At 72.3% G+C, this 1,499-nt stretch carries 2 protein-coding genes; both read left to right on the top strand.

Going from position 1 to position 1,499, the window contains the following annotated elements; genetic code table 11:
- On the top strand, positions 1–632 hold a 632-nt coding region (locus G6017_RS13910), incomplete at its 5' end, for an MFS transporter (RefSeq protein ID WP_524536302.1).
- A 77-nt stretch (positions 633–709) separates the two neighbouring features.
- Positions 710–1,499, top strand: a 790-nt coding sequence (locus G6017_RS13905) for an oxygenase MpaB family protein (protein WP_182617896.1), incomplete at its 3' end; no start/stop codon positions are given.

Raw genomic sequence — 1,499 nt, 5'->3', positions numbered from 1 at the left:
TCCGCCGTACCGGCGGCGTCATGTCCACCCTGGGCGACATGCGTTTCGTGGCCACCTCCGGGCCGTTCGTGGCCCGGGTGTCGGTGTTCGTGTTCACGTTCGGTGTGCTCTTCGCGTACATCTCCGCGAGCCCGTTCATCTACCAGGACATGGTCGGACTCTCCCCCACCGCGTACTCGGTGGCGTTCACCGTCAACGCCCTCGGCATCCTCGCCTCGAACCTGGCCGGGGCACGCCTGGTCGGCAGGTTCGCACCGGAGAGGATCCTCGCCACCGGGGTGGTCGGCATGCTCACGGCGATCGCGGTGCTCGTCGTCGTCGTCGCCCTGTCCCCCGCCGGCACCCTGGGGCTGGGACCGGTCACCGTGGGCTTCATCCTGCTGACCCTGTCGATCGGGGCGATCCTGCCCAACGCGGCAGCCCTGTCCATGCAGGCGACCCGGGGGCACTCGGGGTCCGGATCCGCGCTGCTCGGCGCGGCGCAGTTCAGCCTGGCGGCGCTCGTCGCGCCGCTCACAGGGTTCTCCGGCCCGCACTCCGCCCTGCCCATGCTCGCCGTGATGGGCGCCAGCGCACTCGTGGTCGTGGTGGCTCTCACGGCGGTGCTCCGCCGTTCGGCGCGCGCCGGGTGAGCGCTGCGGGGCGACACGACGGTCGTGGGCCGGGGGTAGGGTGACGGTCACGAGCGACCCCCGAGGTGGTGTCCGACATGCCGGTGATGACGACGACCGCGTCCCGAGCCCTGACCGGTGCCCGTCGGCGGGCCGGACTGGTGGTGCGCTCGCGGATCGCCGGTGACGACGCCGCCGAACGACGGCAACGGATCTGGCACTCCGAGGGCGAACGGTGGAACTCCCCCGGGGATGCGATCTGCGCGGTGCACGGCGACGCCTCGATGTTCGCCGCCGGGCTGACCGCTCTGTTACTCCAGTCGCTGCACCCGCTGGCCATGGCCGGGGTGGCCGACCACAGCGACTACCGCGGCGACCCCTGGGGCAGACTCCAACGCACCTCGCAGTTCATCGCCACGACCACCTTCGGGACGGTCCCGGACGCCACGCAGCTCATCCGGACGATCAACGGGGTGCACCGGGCGGTGGTGGGGACCGACTATCGCGGCCGACCCTACGACGCCCGCGACCCGCACCTGTTGCGGTGGGTCCACGTCGCCGAGATCTGGAGCTTCCTCGAGTGCCACCGCCTGTACGGGCGCACCGCGATGTCGGCGGAGCGACGGGACGAGTACGTGCGACAGGCGTCGCGCACCGGGATCATGCTGGGAGCCAAGGGCGTCCCGATGACCGTCGCCGAGCTCGACGCGGCCCTCGAAGAGTACCGGCCCGAGCTCGAGGCCTCCCCGGCCGCGCTCGACGCCCGGCACTTCCTGCTGAACGAGCCGCCCGTGGGGTGGACCGACAAGCCCGCCTACGCGATGCTCCGCGAGGGCGCGGTCGCGGCGCTGCCGCCCTGGGCCCGCAGGACCCTCGGCCTCGCCGACA

Source organism: Dietzia sp. B44 (assembly GCF_014145245.1).
In the GTDB taxonomy this organism is placed as follows: domain Bacteria; phylum Actinomycetota; class Actinomycetes; order Mycobacteriales; family Mycobacteriaceae; genus Dietzia; species Dietzia natronolimnaea.
This window is presented reverse-complemented; position numbering and strand designations above follow the sequence as displayed.